This window comes from Arthrobacter sp. 10N418, assembly GCF_056394725.1.
In genome coordinates, this window is record NZ_JBFTIK010000008.1 from 68,956 (window position 1) to 86,426 (window position 17,471).

General features: G+C 66.7%; 11 protein-coding genes. 4 read left to right on the plus strand and 7 right to left on the minus strand.

Translation table 11 applies throughout. The features are described 5' to 3' along the window. Window positions 1–55: 55 nt before the first annotated feature. Window positions 56–1,243 (minus strand): UDP-galactopyranose mutase, encoded by a 1,188-nt coding sequence (gene glf / locus AC1DCZ_RS08435; RefSeq protein WP_476895261.1) that lies wholly within the window; start codon window positions 1,241–1,243, stop codon window positions 56–58. Window positions 1,244–1,502: 259 nt separating this feature from the next. Here glf and AC1DCZ_RS08440 point away from each other — a divergent pair, with 259 nt between their 5' ends. Beyond that, window positions 1,503–5,735 (plus strand): FtsK/SpoIIIE domain-containing protein, encoded by a 4,233-nt coding sequence (locus AC1DCZ_RS08440; RefSeq protein WP_476974179.1) that lies wholly within the window; start codon window positions 1,503–1,505, stop codon window positions 5,733–5,735. A gap of 86 nt (window positions 5,736–5,821) precedes the next feature. Here the strand turns inward: AC1DCZ_RS08440 and AC1DCZ_RS08445 are convergent, their stop codons facing one another. After that, complete coding sequence (locus tag AC1DCZ_RS08445) at window positions 5,822–6,208, minus strand: hypothetical protein (RefSeq protein ID WP_476974180.1); 387 nt, start codon at window positions 6,206–6,208, stop codon at window positions 5,822–5,824. 374 nt (window positions 6,209–6,582) lie between these two features. Here AC1DCZ_RS08445 and AC1DCZ_RS08450 point away from each other — a divergent pair, with 374 nt between their 5' ends. Next, a complete protein-coding gene (locus tag AC1DCZ_RS08450) occupies window positions 6,583–6,831 on the plus strand; it encodes a WhiB family transcriptional regulator (protein ID WP_003804966.1) in 249 nt (82 codons plus the stop codon). Window positions 6,832–6,951: 120 nt separating this feature from the next. On the opposite strand, the gene AC1DCZ_RS08455 is transcribed toward AC1DCZ_RS08450, so the two are convergent. The 4 genes from AC1DCZ_RS08455 to AC1DCZ_RS08470 are packed head-to-tail and all read right to left on the minus strand — an operon-like array spanning window position 6,952 to window position 15,350. Beyond that, the gene (locus tag AC1DCZ_RS08455) at window positions 6,952–8,421 is read right to left on the minus strand and encodes a sensor histidine kinase (RefSeq protein WP_476974181.1); all 1,470 of its coding nucleotides are present in this window, start codon (window positions 8,419–8,421) and stop codon (window positions 6,952–6,954) included. 35 nt (window positions 8,422–8,456) lie between these two features. Further along, window positions 8,457–13,319: an NAD-glutamate dehydrogenase gene (locus AC1DCZ_RS08460; protein WP_476974182.1), complete on the minus strand. Its 4,863-nt coding sequence runs from the start codon at window positions 13,317–13,319 to the stop codon at window positions 8,457–8,459. A gap of 58 nt (window positions 13,320–13,377) precedes the next feature. Beyond that, entirely contained in the window at window positions 13,378–14,709 is a 1,332-nt protein-coding gene (locus tag AC1DCZ_RS08465) for a CpaE/TadZ family protein (RefSeq protein WP_476974183.1), read from the minus strand. Beyond that, window positions 14,706–15,350, minus strand: coding sequence for a CpaB family protein (locus AC1DCZ_RS08470; protein WP_476974184.1), 645 nt, complete (start codon window positions 15,348–15,350; stop codon window positions 14,706–14,708). The genes AC1DCZ_RS08465 and AC1DCZ_RS08470 overlap by 4 nt, the downstream gene beginning before the upstream one ends. Window positions 15,351–15,504: 154 nt before the next feature. On the opposite strand from AC1DCZ_RS08470, the gene AC1DCZ_RS08475 reads away from it, so the two are divergent. Next, window positions 15,505–15,729 carry a helix-turn-helix domain-containing protein gene (locus AC1DCZ_RS08475; RefSeq protein WP_476895255.1) on the plus strand — a complete coding sequence of 75 codons (225 nt, stop codon included), beginning with the start codon at window positions 15,505–15,507 and terminating at the stop codon, window positions 15,727–15,729. A 9-nt stretch (window positions 15,730–15,738) separates the two neighbouring features. On the opposite strand, the gene AC1DCZ_RS08480 is transcribed toward AC1DCZ_RS08475, so the two are convergent. Further along, window positions 15,739–16,308, minus strand: coding sequence for a hypothetical protein (locus tag AC1DCZ_RS08480; protein WP_476974185.1), 570 nt, complete (start codon window positions 16,306–16,308; stop codon window positions 15,739–15,741). Between the two features lie 183 nt (window positions 16,309–16,491). Between AC1DCZ_RS08480 and AC1DCZ_RS08485 the strand changes: the two genes are divergently transcribed. Then, on the plus strand, window positions 16,492–17,349 hold the full coding sequence (locus AC1DCZ_RS08485) for a LysM peptidoglycan-binding domain-containing protein (RefSeq protein WP_476974186.1): 858 nt from the start codon (window positions 16,492–16,494) through the stop codon (window positions 17,347–17,349). Window positions 17,350–17,471: the final 122 nt, after the last annotated feature.

The window sequence follows — 17,471 nt, forward strand, 5'->3', positions numbered from 1 at the left end:
TCTGACCCCACGGTTAATTCCTGTTCAGTGCGTGCTTGTTTTTCACTGGAGATGCTCATGCGTCCACTCCCCCGCTTTCGATGGTGGCGCCACTCTCAAAATGGGGGCGGATCTTGTTGTCGAACATGGTCAGGGCGGAGCCGATTGCCATGTGCATGTCGAGGTACTTGTAGGTGCCCAGCCGTCCGCCGAAGAGAACGTCCTTTTCGGCGGCAGCCAGGTCGCGGTACTTCAGGAGGCGGTCGCGGTCCGCGGCGGTGTTGATCGGGTAGTAGGGCTCGTCGCCCTTCTCCGCGGCGCGGGAGAACTCGCGCATGATGACGGTTTTTTCCGTCTGGTAAGCGCGCTCCGGGTGGAAGTGGCGCGGCTCGATGATGCGGGTGTAGGCAACGTCGTCGTCGTTGTAGTTGACCACGGAGGTTCCCTGGTAATCGCCGACGTCGAGGACTTCTTCCTCGAAGTCAATGGTGCGCCAGGACAGGTCGCCTTCGGCATAGTCGAAGTAGCGGTCCACGGGGCCCGTGTAGATGACCGGGATGTTGCCGACGACCTTGTCCTTGCTGTACTCGTGCGAGTCATCGAAGAAGTCGGTATTGAGCCGCACTTCGATGTTCGGGTGCTCGGCCATCTTCTCGATCCAGGCGGTGTAGCCGTTGGTCGGGAGGCCCTCGTACTTGTCGTTGAAGTACCGGTTGTCGTAGTTGTACCGGACCGGGAGGCGGGAGATGATGCCGGCGGGCAGGTCCTTGGGATCGGTCTGCCACTGCTTGCCGGTGTAGTGCTTGATGAACGCCTCGTACAGGGGCCGGCCGATCAGCTGGATGCCCTTGTCATTGAGGTTCTGCGGATCGGTGCCGGCAAGCTCGCCGGCCTGCTCCTTGATCAGTTCCTGCGCCTGTCCCGGGGTGAGGTTGGCCCGGAAGAACTGGTTGATCGTGGCCAGGTTGATCGGCAGGGAGTAGACCTCGCCCTTGTGGACGCCGTATACCTTGTGCACGTAGTTGGTGAACGTCGTGAACCGGTTCACGTACTCCCACACGCGGTCGTTGGAGGTGTGGAACAGGTGGGCACCGTAGCGGTGGACCTCGATGCCTGTCTGCTCTTCTTTTTCGCTGTAGGCGTTTCCGCCGATGTGATGGCGACGGTCGATGACGACGACCTTCAAGCCCAGCTCAGTGGCGGCCTGTTCTGCGATTGTCAGGCCGAAAAAGCCCGACCCTACGATGACGAGGTCAGCGGTCACAAAATCTCCTGGTTCGAATGGGGGCAGCGCAACGTTGTGCATTGTCTGCTGCTCTAGCCTACCCGAGACAGGGTATGAACCGGCGAATCGGGCCGCACCCCCGGCTCCGTCCCGCCCCCGGTCAGCGTCGCAACGGCCCGGCCTGTGGGTGTCACGACAACGCGGCCTGGCCTTTCCACATAGCCGGAAATCCGCGGGTCTGCTGCCCTCCGCCTGCCTTACCGTGGGTTCCAGGCCACGGGCCGGAAAGGATCCGTCGATGTTGCTCCATTGCACCCTGGTATCGGCACCCGGGAGTTCTGCACTGAGCCGGGAGCCGGTCGAGCTCTCCGTCGCAATTCCGTCCGGCTGCCCCGGTGCGGACCTGCAGGCGGCCGTGTCCCGGCGCTACGGAACCGGAGGGCTGTTCGTGCAGGGCGTCGCAGTGGCAGCCCTGACTGTTGGCGTGGCGCCCCTTGTCCACGGTGCCGTCCTCATCGATGGATTCACGGGAGCCTCCCCCAGAGCGGCAGCCGGGCAACCGCCGAAAGCCGCACTGATTCTTGCGGTCCATAGCGGACCGGGTGCCGGAACGATCGCCGCGCTGCGGCGCGGGCGGTTCCGGATCGGTCGCGGCGGGGCGGAAATAGCCATTCCGGATGCCGAACTTTCGCGGGACCACGCGCGGCTGGAGGTCTCTGACTCCGCAGTCACCATTGTCGATCTCGGCAGCTCGAACGGTACAAGCGTCGACGGCCGGATGGTCCGGGAGTCTGCTGTCACCACCGGCTCGATCATCCGTTGTGGCGACTCGACGATGTCCCTCATCTTCGGCACTGTCGATGCATCCGGCGACGTCCCGGACTGTGTCCTCGCGGCTGCCGGGTCCAACGTCGCCGAGCCGCTGCTTGTCCGGAACACCGTTGGCCAGGGCAACCGGGCGGCACTTGTTCTGGCTGCCACCGTGCCCCTCGTGATCGGGATCGGCCTGGCCCTCGCCACCGGCACGTGGATGTTCCTCGCCCTGACTGCAGCCTCTGCGTTCTCGGTCGTCGTTCCGGCCCTGTCCGGCCGCCATCAGCGCCGCGAACGCCGGGCGGATGTTGCTGCTGCGATGCAGCGGGACAAGGAACGACGGCGGCGCGCTGCTCCGTCCGCGGCGGAGCTGTGCGTCCGCGCCGCATCCGGAGGACCCGGTCCGGTGCCGCCCGCCGGCAGAACGGCACCGGTGTGGCTGCGACTCGGGCTGGCCGGGCAAGCGGCCAACCTCAGGCTGGAACCCGCAGACCCCCGTTTCCAGCCCCCTCCGCTGGGCCTGATGCCCCTGACGCTGGACCCGTCCGCTGTCCTGACCACCGTTCATGGACCGCGACGCGCCGTGGCCGGGCTCGTCCGTTCCTTCACCATGCAACTCGCCGGATACCCCCTCGCGTGCCGTACCAGGCTCCTCATCCACGGCTCCCCGGAGTCCCTCCCGTTTGCGGCCCGGTTCCTTCCCGCCGTGGCGCTGTCGGCCAATGGAGCCGCCACCGCCGCCATGCTGGCTGCCGGTCCCGGCGAAGGCTACGACCACGGGCTGTTGATCATCCTTGACATGGCCCCCACCCCGTCGGACGGGACGGTTTCCCACGACGCCAACGGAACGGCAACGCTGTGCGCCGTGGCCAGCGGCCACGGCTGGCGGGTGATCGACTGCTCACAGGACCCGGACCGGGACCGGGACCCAAGTTCTCCCGCCGGCCCGGGCATTGTGCTCGGCGGACACAGCGCCCGGCTCGTTGCCGGATCCGCTGTGATCCGCTTTGTCCCCGACCTCGTCCCGCCATTGGTGTTCGACCGTTTCTGCCGCCGGTCCGGATCCGCAGCGTGGCCAACGGATCCGTCCCGGGCGGCCATTCCGCGCCGCTGTGCCCTGGAGGAAGTCCTGGCCCTCTCGGCCGCCGACATTTCCCGGCGCTGGGAGCGCGGCCGACGCACGCATGGGCTCCCCGTCCCCGTGGGCGCCGGCAGCGCCGGACCTATTTACGTCGATGTGGAGGCGGACGGTCCCCACTTCCTGGTCGCCGGTACAACCGGCTCGGGGAAATCGGAGTTCCTGCGCACGCTGGCCGCAGCACTCGCGGCCAGCCATGCTCCGGACCGACTTAATCTGCTCTTCGTCGACTTCAAGGGCGGCTCGGGTCTGGGGCCGCTGACTGGCCTGCCGCACTGCGTCGGCGTACTGACGGACCTCGGCGCGAATGGCATGGGGCGCGCGTTGGTTTCGCTGCGCGCCGAAGTGCGGCGCAGGGAAGAGCTTCTGGCCGCTGCGCATGTCCCGGACCTCGCCACATACGAGTCGCGGGACGGGCCGGCCGATCCCCTGCCGCACTTGCTACTCGTCATAGACGAGTTCCGGATCCTGGTGGAGGACGCGCCCGAGGCGCTCTCCGAACTCATGAGGATCGCGACCATCGGCCGTTCACTCGGGATCCACCTCATCATGGCAACCCAGCGACCCCAGGGGGCCCTGACGGCGGACATCCGCGCCAACGTGACGAGTTGCGTCGCCCTCCGGGTCCAGTCCGACCTCGAATCGATGGACGTCATGAATTCCAGGCTCGCGGCAGGGATCCCCATCGCCAGTCCCGGGCGCGCATTCCTGACCCGTGGATCCGGCGCGCCCGAGGAATTCCAGACCGCCACCATCACGCCGCAGTCCGCGGCCGCAGGAGCTGTCACTGTGGAGACTGCCAAAGACGTCTTCGTGCGGGCGCCCGTTGCCGCGCCGCACAGCACCGACGACGGCCCCGGCCCCCGCCCCGGAGAAACACTGACGCCTGCGCAGGCGGCGGCGTCGTTGGTCGAGGTGACTGCCGGTTTGTGGCGGGCCCTCGGCGGCGCGCCACCACGCCGGCCGATAGCCGACCCGCTCCCTGCCCGCCTGCCCTATCCGGTGCCGAAACCCCGCGCAGCCGCACGGCTTCACCGTGCACCGGAAGCCGAACCGGGACGCGCAGTCGGACATGACGAGACCGCTGAGGGCACGGTCCGGCTCGGATTGGTGGACCTTCCGGAAGAGCAGCGCGTCACCGAGTTGGGCTGGAGTCCTGCCGGACACGGGCATCTCGGACTCATAGGCGGTGCCGCAGGGGGCGCGGACCAAGCCTTGGCGCTGGTCATGGATCAACTCCTGGCTGCGGAGACGGAGACGCACCTCTACTTCCTGGACTCCGCCGGCTCTTTCCTCACGGTTGCGGACTCCCCCCGTGTCGGAGCCGTGGCGGGTTTGCACGAGCTCCGCCGGGCAGTCCGGGTACTGGAACTCCTCACCGGCGAAATGACGCGGCGGCTCAGCGCGCTGGCGTCCCGTGGATCGCCTCGGCTGGTCCTGGTGCTTTGCGGCTGGGGAGCATGGGTGTCGGCGTTACGGTCCGGGCCCCTGGCGTGGGCTGAAGACCTCGTCCTGGATATTGTCCGGGACGGCTCGAAGGCTGGAATCACTGTCGTCGTTTCCGGTGAGCGTGAACTGGTGACGTCGAGGTTCTTCGCTGCTGTCCCGAACCGGGTCTTCTTCCCCGCGGGATCCACGGAGGAGGGACGGCTCACGTGGCCGCGCCTGCCGGCCCTTGAATCACTTCCGGGGCGCGTGGCCGTTTTCGGTGCATTCACAGGCAACACTGGCCCGGGAAGCCCTGCGCCGGCCGGCCACGTGTGCCAGCTCTTCGAAACGCCCGGACCCGGACGGCTCCGCACCCCTCCGGCGGTCCGGAGCCGTCCCTTCAGGGTCGAGGCACTCCCCCGTCTCGTTTCTGTTGCCGAGCTACGCACCCGGTGGGCAGGGGCCAAGGGAACGCTTCGTGCGGCCCAGCTTCGAGGAGCACCGTTTTCGGCGGTGCCGGCACCCGCACCGGCCGGACCCGCCGGCACGGCGGAGCATCCACTCTGGACTCCGCCGAGGAACTCGCTCTGCATCGGCGTCGCAGGAGACGAGCTGCAGCCGTTCACGGTTCCCTTGCCAGGGGGCAGCGTTCTAGCCGTCCTCGGAGGGGCCGGGTCCGGTAAGAGCACCTTGCTGGCGGCCCTGCCGGGCCTCAACCCTGCCGCCGGCTGGCTGGCACCGGACGCCGGAACAGAGCCCGAAGCGTATTGGTCCGGGGTGCACGCCAGCGCCCTCGCCGGCACCCTGGATTCGACAGCGGTCGCGTTGGCCGACGATATTGATTTACTGTCCGAAGCCACGAACGCCCGGCTGCTCGCGCTCAACAGTCTCGGCTGGACAGTGATCCTGACGGCCGGTTTCGACACGGCACTCAGTCAGAGGGTGCCCCTTGCCGTGAAAGCGCGCAACCAGGGACGCGGGATCCTGATTCGTCCGCGAACACCTGTCGATGGGGACGTGTTCGGAGTCCGGTTCGAACTCGAACACAACCCTCCCCCGGGACGCGCCGTCGCAATCTTCGACGGGCAGGCAACAGCCGTTCAGCTGGCCGTAAACGCACAGGACAACCCGCGGGACATCCGGCAGCTGTAAGGGTCCGCCGAACGCCCGTGCGGACCGGGCTACGATCCGGCGCACGTCGAGGCAGGCCACGGGCCAGGCCGCTGGGCCCCGTGACGCTACAGGGCAGGCGGCGCCCCGCCTGCCCGCGAGGCGAAGGCGATGACACGCTTGTCGAACAGCAGCACAATTGCGGTGGCGGCAGGAATCAGCATGGCCAGGCCGGCGAAGGGGTAGCCGCCCGCCAGGGTCGGGAAACCGATGGTCAGCACAAATAGCTGGGCCACCAGGGAGCCGGCCCGGGGCCAGCGGAAACCGCGCATCAAGAACCGTGCCACGGCATACAGCCAGACTGAAAACGCCAGCAGCAGAAAGAGAGTAAAGACGGCACCCCAAAAGGACAGCACGGGGGCTCCGGTCAGGAGCTGGGTTCCGTACCAGAGGGACGCAAACAGGAGAGCCGTTGCCTCAAGCGCCACAACGATGGCGATGACAAGAATTCCCACCGGCCTTGTGGCCCCTTTGGTCACGGCGCGGCCGGCACCGTGTTCGCCGGACCCTGGCACTCCCGCCGGGCCGCCGCCGGGATTCCCGGAGGGATTTTCAGCAGGATCGGGGGGGTTCACCGGGGCTCTTGACACACTGGCACACTACCGGACATAGTCGACTAGATGTGAGGACGCCGCCAGAAGATGTGATGCATCGCTCACAATCCCACTGCATTTTGACGCCCCACACCCCTTGTTTACACAGCGTTAACATGACACGCTTAATCCAGATGACCGAGGGGGCCCCAGAGGGCCCCTTTCTTATGAAGCCCCTAGTGAATAATTTCACAAAGGCATTTAACGTGTTCCCAGGAATGGAGTGACTGATCAGCATGGATTGGCGTAACCGCGCAGCGTGCCTTGACAAGGACCCGGAGCTGTTCTTCCCCGTAGGAAACACCGGGCCTGCCCTCCTGCAGATCGAGGAAGCCAAAAGCGTCTGCCGGCGCTGTCCCGTCGTGGACACCTGCCTGCAGTGGGCCCTCGAATCCGGCCAGGACGCCGGCGTCTGGGGCGGCATGAGCGAGGACGAGCGCCGCGCCCTGAAGCGCAGGGCAGCCCGGGCCCGCCGCGCCTCCTGATTTTCCGCCGGCCGGTGCGCCGGCCCTAGAACCGCAGCAACGGCCGCGGACCAAATGGTCCGCGGCCGTTGCCTTTAAGCCGGTTCCGGCCCTGTGGCGAAACTCTGGGTGCGGCCAAACTCAGCGTGTGGCCAGGCTCAGGACAATCTGCACGGCCGTTCCGCCCCCCTCGCGGGACTTCCACTGGATGTTCCCGCCGAGTTCACTCGTGACGAGGGTACGGACGATCTGCAGGCCCAGCCCCTCGACGTACGGCGTTTCCGGCAGGCCGATGCCGTCATCCTCGACCGTCACGGTGAGAAGCTCCTCGCCGTCTTCGCTTTCGGTACGGTCTGCAATCAGACGTACGGTGCCGGTCCGCCCCTCCAGCCCGTGTTCGACGGCGTTGGTCACCAGCTCGTTGATGACCAGGGCCAGGGGTGTGGCGAAGTCGCTCGGCAGCTCGCCGAAAAGTCCCGCGCGCTGTGTCTTGACCTGCTGCGACGGCGAGGCGACCTCTGCTGACAGGCGGAACTGCCGCCCTATGAGTTCATCGAAGTCAACGCTTTGGGCCAGGCCCTGGGAGAGTGTCTCGTGCACAAGGGCAATCGTTGCCACCCGCCGCATGGCCTGTTCGAGCCCTTGTTTGGCCTCGTCGCTGACCATGCGCCGGGACTGCATCCGCAGCAGTGCCGCCACGGTCTGCAGGTTGTTCTTCACCCGGTGGTGGATTTCGCGGATGGTCGCGTCCTTCGTGACGAGTTCCATCTCCCGCCGCCGCAGTTCCGAAACATCGCGGCACAGCACCAAGGCGCCGAACCGCTGCTGTTCGTCGCGAAGCGGGATGGCGCGCAGTGACAGACTGACACCGCGGGATTCGATTTCGCTGCGCCACGGCATGCGTCCGGTGACCACCAAGGGCAGTGTCTCGTCGACCAGCCGCCGGTCTTTCAGGAGCCCGGCGGTCACCTCGGCGAGGGACCGGCCCTCGAGGGACTCGCCGTCGCCGAGGCGGCGGAACGCGGAGACACCGTTGGGGCTCGCATACTGCACGATCCCTTCGGCGTCGAGCCTGATCAGGCCGTCGCCAACCCGGGGCGCGCCGCGGCGGGACCCGGTCGGCGAGGCAAAGTCCGGCCACAGCCCCAGCGTTCCCATGCGCAGCAGGTCGTAGGCGCACTGGCGGTAAGTGAGTTCAAGCCGCGACGGCATGCGCGAACTGGAAAGGTCCATATGGGAGGTCACGATGGCCAGCGTGCGGCCATTGCGGACCATCGGCACCGCCTCGACCCGCAGCGCCATGTCGCTGCTCCAGTTGGTTTCATTGGAGCGCTCGATTGTTCGGCTCTCCCAGGCTTTGTCGACCAGAGGCAACAGGTCGGACCTGATTCCCTCGCCCACGAAGTCGGCGTGGAACACCGTGTGCGTAGTGGAGGGCCGGACATGGGCCAGGGCCACGTAGCCCAATTCAGGATGCGGAAACCACAGCGCCAGGTCGGCGAAAGCCAGGTCGGCGACCATCTGCCAGTCGCCGACCAGGAGGTGCAGCCACTCGGCATCACCGGGCCCGAAATCAGCGTGCTCCCTGATAGGGTCCGTAAAGATTGCCACAGCACCTCCATTTGCGACACCGGGGACAACTGCCCCTAGCGTCGGACGATTGACCTCAAGAGCCTCAATGCTACCGACAGTGAGGCCATGTCATCGGCTTCGAGCGCGTTGACTTCGTCGAACATGGACTTCGCGCGGTCCAGCTGCTCCAGGTTCTGGCCCTCCCAGGCCGCGAGGCGTTCCTCCGCAGGAGTTCCCGCGGGCGTGCCCTCCAGTACCGCCGTCGTCATATCCGAAATGGTGGAATAGAGGTCGTCGCGCAGGGCCGCACGGGCCAGTGCCTGCCAGCGGTCCTCCCTCGGCAGCTTCGTGATGCGTTCGAGCAGGGAATCGGCGTGGAAGCGGTTGAACACCGTGTAGTAGACGTGGGCGATGTCTTCCACCGGCTCGGGGCTGACATGGACAATCTTTGCGATGTCCAGGAGCACGAAGCTCTCGAACAGCTCCGCCCAGCGGTGTGCCAGGTCTTCCGGGAGGTCCCAGCCACGGGCCTTCTCCAGCCAGTCGGCGACGCGGGCACGGTCATCGCCGCGCAGGTAGTCCAGCAGCCGGGCCCGCATGGGGTCCATCAGCGGTTTGAACTCTGCGACCGTCTCGGCGATGGGCCGGGAAGTGTTGCCCTGGCTGAGGACCCACCGTACGGCGCGGTCCAGGAGCCTGCGGATATCGAGGTGGACGGTGCTCCAGTGTTCTGTCGGGAAGGACGCGGGCAGTTCGTTCAGTTCCGCGACCATGACGTTCAGCTCGTAGACCTCCCTGAGCGCCACGAAGGCCTTGGCTACTGCGGCCTCGGTGGCCGAGGTCTCCTCGATGGCCCGGAAGGCGAAGGTGATGCCGCCCAGGTTGATCATGTCGTTGGCCACGACGGTCGCGATGATTTCCCGGCGCAGCGGGTGGGTGTCCAGTTCGGCGTCGAACCGTTCACGCAGCTGCTTCGGGAAGTAGGCCCTGAGTGTGCCGCGGAACCACGGATCATCGGCGAGGTCGCTGTCCCGCAGTGCCGTGGCGAGTTCGATTTTGGCGTAGGCCGCCAGGACCGAGAGCTCGGGGGACGTCAGCCCCTGTCCCTGTGACAGGCGCTCGCGAAGTGTGGCGGTGCTGGGCAGCGCTTCCAGGTCCCGCTTCAGGTCGGCTGACTTCTCCAGCCAGTCCATGAGGCGTTCGTAGCTGGGGCTCCATTCGGACACCCGCATCCTGTCGTTCAGCAGCAGGATGTTCTGGTCGATATTGTCCTCCAGCACCAGCCGGCCGACTTCGTCGGTCATGGAGGCCAGGAACTCCGCGCGCTCTTCCTTGTGAAGCTTGCCGGCGGCGACCATGCGGTCAACGAAGATTTTGATATTGACCTCGTGGTCGGAGCAGTCCACCCCGGCAGAGTTGTCGATCGCGTCGGTGTTGAGGATGACGCCCTGCAGCGCCGCCTCAATGCGTCCGCGCTGCGTCATGCCAAGGTTGCCGCCTTCGCCGACCACCTTCACACGGAGCTCACGTCCGTCGACGCGGATTGCGTCGTTGGCCTTGTCGCCGACCTCCGCGTTGGTTTCCGTGCTGGCCTTGACGTACGTGCCGATTCCGCCGTTGTAGAGCAGGTCGGCGGGGGCAAGGAGGATCGCGCGCAGGAGTTCCGGCGGGCTCAGCTGGGTGGTGGCCTCCGGAAGCCCCAGCGCGGCGCGGACCTGCGCAGAGATGGGGATGACCTTGGCCTGGCGGGGGAAGATGCCTCCGCCGTCGCTGATGAGCGACTTGTTGTAGTCGTCCCAGGAAGACCGGGGCAGCTCAAAGAGCCGCTGGCGCTCCGCAAAGGATGCGGCCTCGTCCGGGGTGGGATCGAGGAAGATGTGCCGGTGATCGAAGGCGGCCAGGAGGCGGATGTGCTTGGACAGCAGCATGCCGTTTCCGAAGACGTCGCCGGACATGTCGCCGACGCCCACAACAGTGAAGGGCTCGGACTGCGTGTCCAGGTCCAGCTCGCTGAAGTGGCGCTTGACCGACTCCCAGGCGCCTCGGGCCGTGATGCCCATGGCCTTGTGGTCGTAGCCCACGGAGCCGCCGGAGGCAAACGCGTCACCAAGCCAGAATCCGTACTCCATAGCAAGGCCGTTGGCGATGTCGGAGAACGATGCGGTGCCCTTGTCTGCCGCAACCACCAGGTAGGAATCGTCGTCGTCGTGGCGGACGACGTCCGAGGGCGGCATGACAGTTTCGCCCTGCGGCGTCGCGACGAGGTTGTCGGTGATGTCGAGGAGACCCCGGATGAACGTCTTGTAGCTCTCGATGCCTTCGGCCATCCAGGCGCTCCGGTCCAGGGCCGGGTCCGGGAGCTGCTTCGCGTAGAAGCCGCCCTTGGCGCCGGTGGGAACGATCACGGCGTTCTTGACGGTTTGGGCCTTGACCAGGCCGAGGATCTCGGTGCGGAAGTCCTCGCGCCGGTCCGACCAGCGCAGGCCGCCGCGGGCCACCTTGCCGAAGCGCAGGTGCACGCCTTCGACCCGGGGCGAGTAGACCCAGATTTCGAACATGGGCCTGGGGAACGGCAGCCCGTCGATGGCGGCGGGGTTCAGTTTGAAGCTGACGTGGGTCTTGTTCTGGAAGAAATTGGTCCGCAGTGTCGCGCGGATCAGGTTGGCGAAGGTGCGCAGCACCCGGTCAGCGTCGAGGGTGGCAACCTGTTCGATGGCGGCGTCCAGTTCGACGCTGACCTGGTCCTGCCTGCGCGTGCGTTCGGCATCGGTCAGTGTCGGATCGAAGCGTGCGCTGAACAGGGCGGTCAGCGCACGGGTAACGTCCGGGTTCGCCAGCAGGGTGTCGGACATGAACTCGAAGGAGTTTGTGTTGCCCATCTGCCGCATGTACTTGGCATAGGCGCGCAGGACGATGACCTGGCGCCAGTGCATGCCCTCGCGCAGCACGAGACGGTCGAAGCTGTCGGATTCCACTGCACCGGAGACGGCTGCGCCGAAGGATTCCCCCAGGAGTTGGCCCGTGCTTTGCGGATCCACACCGGCCGGGTATTTCAGGCCGAGGTCGTACAGGAAGAAGTCGCGGTGGTCCGCGGTTTCAATCTCGAAGGGGCGTTCGTCCAGGACTTCGAGCCCGAGGTTGTGGAAATACGGGAGAATTTGGCTGAGGCTCTTGGGTTCGAGCATGTAAAGCTTGACCCGCGCGTCCTCCTCCAGCGTCGCCCCGGCACCTTCGGGCAGGTAGACGTGCACGCCGGGCTGTTCCTTGGCGCTTTCCGCTGCCCGTTCAGCCGCCGCGCCGTACTTTTCGAAGCGGGCGATGTCTTCCAGCGCGTCTTCAACCTCGTAGTCCACGCGGTAGCCGGCCGGGAACGCCTCGGCCCAGAGGGCTGCCAGTTCCTTCGCACCTTCGGCGCCGTCGTTTTCAGCCCGTGCGTGCAGGACCTCGGAGACGCCCTCGCTCCAGGAGCGTGCGGCGCGCACCAGGCGTTTCTCCAGCTCGTCGCTGTTGACGTTGCTGACGTCAGCGTCCTTGGGCAGGCGGATCCGGAAGAACAGCCGGGCGAGAGCGGATTCGGTCATCCGCGCCTCGTAGTCGATGGACACGGCGTTGAACGTCTCCCGCAGCTCCTGCTCAATGCGCAGGCGGACGTTCGTGGTGTAACGGTCGCGCGGTAGGTACACGACGGCGGACATGAACCTGCCGTAGATGTCCGGCCGGAGGAAGAGCCGCGTCCGGCGGCGTTCCTGCAGCCGCTGGATGCCGGTGGCGGTGGCCGAGAGGTCGGGGACCTCGATCTGGAAAAGCTCATCGCGCGGGTATGTCTCCAGGATGCCCAGGAGGTCCTTGCCAGAGTGGGAGTCGGGCGGGAAGCCGGCCTCGCTCAGCACGGCGGCCACTTTTTCCCGGACTACAGGGATCTCGCGGACGGAGCCGGCGTAGGCGCTTGTAGCGAAGAGGCCGATGAAGCGGCGCTCCCCGTTGACGTTGCCGGCCGCGTCGAAGCTTTTGACGCCGATGTAGTCCAGGTACGCCGAGCGGTGGACGGTAGAGCGGGAGTTTGCCTTGGTGATCACCAGGGCGCGCTTCTCGCGGGCTTTCTTCCGGCCTGCCTCGGTGAGGTGCTGCACCTGGCGGGTGTCGGTGCCCCCGCGCAGCAGGCCCAGCCCGCTCTCTTCGCGCAGCTCCAGCACGTCCTCGCCGGATTCGTTCTTGAGGTCATATTCCCGGTAGCCGAGGAACGTGAAGTTTCCGTCGTCCATCCAGCGCAGCAGCTCCTGCGCCTGGCGCAGCTCGGCAATCTGGGCCGGATTTGCCACCTTGTCAAGGTCCGCTGCAATCTCCAGCGCCTTGGTCCGCATCTTCGGCCAGTCCTCCACGGCCGCCCTCACGTCGCCGAGTACGCGGCCGATGCCCTCGATCAGCTGCTCGCGCTTGGCGTCGTCGGCGCGGTCGATTTCGACGGCGATCCAGGACTCCATGTGCGAGGCATTGTCACCGTGGGCAATCAGGTGGGACAGGTTCGGCATTGCAGCGGTGTCGCCGCTGGAGATGCCCAGGTGCGAGGGTACGCGCGAGACCCGGACGAGCTGGCCGGTCTCGCGGTTGCGGGTGACGACGAAAAGCGGGTGCAACACGAGGTGGATCGGGGCGTGCTGGCGGACCAGTTCCGCGTTGACCGAGTCGACGAGGAAGGGCATGTCATCGGTGACGATGTAGACGACGCTGCAGTCTGCCTCATCGATGATGGAGATGTTGGCGACGCCCGGGAGCCGCTTGGCGGCCAACTGCCGGTGCGTTTCGGCCCGGGCGGTCAGGACTTCCTGGGCATACCCGCGGAAGTCCTCTTCTGCAAGGTGCTCGTAGTAATCCCCGAGGTAGCCTTCAACGGCACCGATCGAAACGGGTTGATCCTCCACGCTGGACCCAGACGACATCGACAAACGCCTCCATAAAGCAGTTCATGGCCGCCTCTTTGCGGCCCCTACGTCGACCCTAGCCCTTTGCCGGCCGCTTTGCTGTGGAAGAAAAGACAGAGGATTTACGATTTCGCTGGGCAGGTGCACAAACCAAAAGTGCGATGGCCCGGCGCAGGGCAGAGTCAGGGGCGGTTTCCAGCAGGAGCGAGCCCGCCAGCAGTGCCGCGTCGCTCGCCGCGGGGTCTGCGGGCAGGAAGGCCGTCAGTTCCAGGGCGGGCCCGTACCGCTGCCACGCGTCCCGCAGCTGACGTTCCGGGGACCGCCCCACGGCGGCTGCCCGAACCTTGTTCATCACGACCGTGGGGAAAGCACCAGGAACGGCCGTTTGCAGTTCGGCCAAACCGCGGACAAGCCGCGGGACACCGATCGGATCCGCAGCTCCGACGGCAAAGACGGTATCGGCCATTTCCAGGCTCCGCAGTGTCGCCGCGTTCCGCCGCGGCGCCATCGTGTCGAAACTGAGTTCCTCGTCGGTCTCGAGGCAGAAGCCGGTGTCCACCACCGTCACGTCGGCGATCTCCCTCGACCGCTCGAGCACCAGCGAGAGGGGGGCAGCGCGCAGTTCAGTCCACCGGTCCGCCCGCGTGATGCCGGTCAGCACGCGGAACGTCCCCGACCTGGTCGCCACCGGCGCCGCTATCCTGAGCAGGGCATCGGCGTCGAGCAGTCCCTGGTCCGCCAGCCTGCAGGCCTGCGCCAGCCCGGCAGCCTCGTCGAGAAGACCAAGCATGGCCGCAACGCTGGCGCCGTAAGTGTCGGCGTCGACAAGCAGGACGGATTGACCTTCCGCGGCCAGTTCCCCTGCGATGTTGGCAGCCACGAAGGTCCTGCCCGGCGAGCCGGCAGGACCCCACACGGCAATGATCCGCCCCTTACCTGTGTGGTCCGGGGTGCCGGCGCGGGAAGCCGTGTATCCATCGGATGTCGCTGCCCGGGACGCCGGAACGGGTGCATGGTCCACGAAGGCGCCGCCGGCCAGGTGCGGCCCCGGCCCGGCCCCGCTCAGCTGCGCCACTGCGGCCGAGATCCGTGCGGCGAGGGTGGACGCATCCACCGCACGCAGCTCCGCAGCTGCGCCGATTCCCCGCAAACGGGCCATTTCCTCCGGGCTGTCCGTCAATGCCAGAACAGCCACACCGACGGCGGACAAGCGGTCAACCAGCGAGGCCGTCAGTTCCTCGCTCCCGGCCACGACGACGGCGGCGCGGGCAAGTCCGCTCTGGCACGCTGCGAGCAGCTCCGCGAGTTCGCTGCACCGGCGGACGACGGATACCGGACCGTGGAGGCGTTCCAGGCCGCCGACCAAATCGTCGTTGGAATGTCCGACGGTCACGACGGGAATGTTCACCGCGGCGTACCACCCGGGTTCCAGACGACCGATATCTTGGCCTTGTTAGCCTGGGCCCCCAGCAGCTTCGGCATCTGCTGATCGGCCACCAGCACCATCACGACGGTGGAACGCGATGACCCGAGCGCGGAACTACCAGGGCTAATCTGCGCGATTTCGGCGCCCGGCAAAAGCAGCGTGGGCTCGCTGAAACCGTTACGGGTATCCGGAAGCGCCACCCAGACATCCACGCGTGAGCCCGCCACCGCCTGCACCGGAAGGCTCTCTTCGATGGTGATGGCCACGGGCTTGCGGTCCAGGCCGTCGAGTCGGCCTACACTCTCGCGAGGCAGCAACTGGTCCTTGCCGATCCTCTGGACGGCCACGAGACCGTCGGCAAGCCCGGTCTCCGGCGTCAGGTAGTGCTCTTCAACCTCGCCGAGGCGGACCTTGACGCGATGGAGTTTGTCGGCGGTCAGCGTCTCCCCGACTGCAATCGGCTCGCGGGCCGCATAGGCTTCGGTCGTCTGGTCCGCCGCTCCAACCAGCGAGATGACGCCCACGACCGAAGCCAGGACCAGCAGGATGCCGACCAGGAGCCGGGGGTCCTTCCAGGACGGCTTCCTCAGGCGGGCCCCGTCAGCCAGTGCGCTCCCGCTCATGCTTGCTGCTCCCCCTGTAGTCGCATCCCCGGGCTCCGGGTGCCTGACACCCTTATTGTTGCGCCCCGGCGGCCCGTGCGGAAGACGCAGGACCAAACACGGACAAACTGTGGATATCGGTCCCGGATGACACCAACGGTGGCAAAATGGAGTCATGCCCCGATTCCTGACACTCGCTGACGTTGCCGAGCAGCTCCAGATCAACTCTCCGGCTGCCTACGCCCTGGTCCGCAGCGGGGAACTCAAAGCGATCCAGGTCGGCGGCCGCGGGCAGTGGCGCATCGAGGAAAAGATGCTGGAGCAGTACATCGAGGAGCGTTACGCCGAGGCCAGCCGCATGATCGAAGAGGCGAAGCAGTCCAAGGCGGCCAGCACCTGACCCCCCGGACTAGCTGGCAGCGGCGCGGACGGACCTGAGGCCGGCCAAGGCCCCAAATGGAATGGTCGTGACCCGCCGGACGTTGAGCGGCCGCCGGTCCTCCGCGTCGTGGGTGAGAGCCAGATCCAGGAAATCCTTCCCCACCTTGTCGATCACGCCATGGAGCGCCGTCTCCCCGGGACCCTTCGACACGAGAACGGCCAGGGCCGCCCGGTCCCTGGCCAGTGCGCGCAGTGCGCTGGCCAGGCCCAGCCGCTGACCGGCCCTGGACGGCTCCGCCACCGCCAGCCGGGCGAGGCCGGCATACCGTAGCGCTGACGCGTACGGGATGAGGACCTGGTGCCCGGGCTCGTCGAGCACCAGCGCCTCGCTGCCCGCGTGGCTAAGGTTCCCCTCAAAGACGGAACCGGATGCCAGATGGACCCGGATACACAGCCCCAGGGAACCCCGGAGCCGGTCCGCAAGCTCCACACCCGCTGCATCCACCCGCGCGCGCTCCGCGATTTCCGCGTCGAGATCCAGCCGCTGCTGCGCGGCCAACTGTGCCTCCAGGTCCTCGAAGAGCGCATCCCACCGCATGGCGACAGCGTAGGCGGGCGCAGGAACCCGGTCAATCCACACACACCGGACAAACCCTAGACAAACACGTGAGACGAGTACACACTGGCGTGAAATAGATCAACCGATATCAAATCATGCTCAATGCTATTGAACGATATTGAATGATCTCAAAATGGATTCAAAGCGATGGAGGTCTGTCTGATGAATACGGAATCGTTCCTGGCGGCTGGACGCCGGCGCCAGTTGCATGGAGACGCCGCGATGGCAGCCCTGGTCCTGCTGCTGGGGTCGTTCCTCGCGGCCATGGGAAGCACCCTCATGCAGCGCTGGCATTCATCGTCCGCGCGCCAGCAGTCCCTTTCGTTCGAGGACCAGCTGGGGATCGTGGCAAACACGGCAGGCCTGATCGTCGTCACCTGGTGGGCGCTGTCCTTCGCAATCGCGGTCGTGGCGGCGTTGCTGGAGCGCAGGGGCAGGCAGCGTGCTGCCGCAGCAGCCGGCAGGTTCAGTCCGGCGTTCATGCGACGCCTCGCACTGGCCGCCGTCGGACTCCAACTGCTTGCGGCTCCCCTGGCCACTGCCGCCACGCCGCCCGCTGCCCCGACTGCCTCCGCCGGCCCCGGCGTGACCGCCCACTCAGTCCAGGCGGCCGTGCCGGCGGCGTGGACTCCGACGGCGGACAGCGCCCACCCGCAGGTCCCTGTTCGGGCCGACGCTCCCGCAACGGCGTCCCCGGCACCTTCCCCGGCAGCTGCCCGGGCTTCCGGTCGCCTCGGATTGGATCCGCAGTGGAAGCCGCAGGGGCCTGTCGTGGAACCCGGACCGCTCGCGGCCCGCCACTTGCGCGCTCCCGAGGCCGATACGGCGCCGACAGAGGTGACCGTGCGGGCCGGAGATTCGCTGTGGAGCCTCGCCGCGGCCGCTCTGGGTCCGTTTGCGTCAGACCTTGAGGTCGCCATGGAGTGGCCCCGGTTTTACCAGGCCAACCGTGCAGTCATCGGTGAGAACCCCGACTTACTGGTGCCCGGACAGGTGCTCGTCCTGCCACCCGGAACCTGACACAGCACGGCTGCCCGGTCAGCGATACTTCAGTCCGCCAGCAGCGGCGGGGCGCCCCGCGCCCCGCGCCCCGCAACCAACACCAGCACCAGCACCACGAACACAGCATGAATCCACCGTCC